Source organism: Pseudomonas sp. F01002 (assembly GCF_004402115.1).
In the GTDB taxonomy this organism is placed as follows: Bacteria; Pseudomonadota; Gammaproteobacteria; order Pseudomonadales; family Pseudomonadaceae; genus Aquipseudomonas; species Aquipseudomonas frigoris.
In genome coordinates this window covers 1-575 of the sequence record NZ_SOPU01000034.1, presented here as the reverse complement: position 1 = coordinate 575, position 575 = coordinate 1, and the positions used below count along the sequence as shown (strand labels likewise).

The 575-nt window shown below is 60.5% G+C and carries 1 pseudogene; it reads right to left on the bottom strand.

The window, feature by feature from the left end:
* Positions 1–575, bottom strand: a pseudogene (locus E3W21_RS31265) (hypothetical protein); the annotation flags it as partial.

The window sequence follows — 575 nt, the reverse complement described above, 5'->3', positions numbered from 1 at the left end:
ACGGTGATGCCACCCTCGGGAACAGGCCCTCTGGAGTCCGACACGGTGGTAAGGGTGGGGGTAATCAATGCCACCGCTCTGATGGTATAGGTGCGCAGCGGGAAGGTCACCGCCGTAGCGGCATCGGCCACCCTATCGAAGTTCACCCGGAAGGTGACCTTTAGCTCGCTGCCGTCCTTGAGCGTTTTCAGCCAGTCCCTGGGAGCCAGCGCGATCAGCCCTGACGACGTAGAATGCACCGCGCCGGCCCAGACGACCCATTCGGTCGATGTGCCGTTATCCAGGATACCGTCATAGCGCAGCCAGACGTTCTGCCTTGCAAGCTGAAACGGCCATTGAGCCACCCGCAGATTCTCAGTGCCTACCAGGCTGTTGACGTCCAGCACGTTGCCCACCGCACCGTCGATGGCCGGCGTTGGCAAGGCGCCATCCTGATTGGGAATGCTCTGCACACTCAGCGAGAAGGGCTGTGAGTCTTGTGGCCTATTCGTCCCTCGAGTTACGGTGTATTTAACCGTCACCGGCTTGCCCAGGTTAAAGGCAATGACCGACACCGGTACCGGGATCTCAAGACC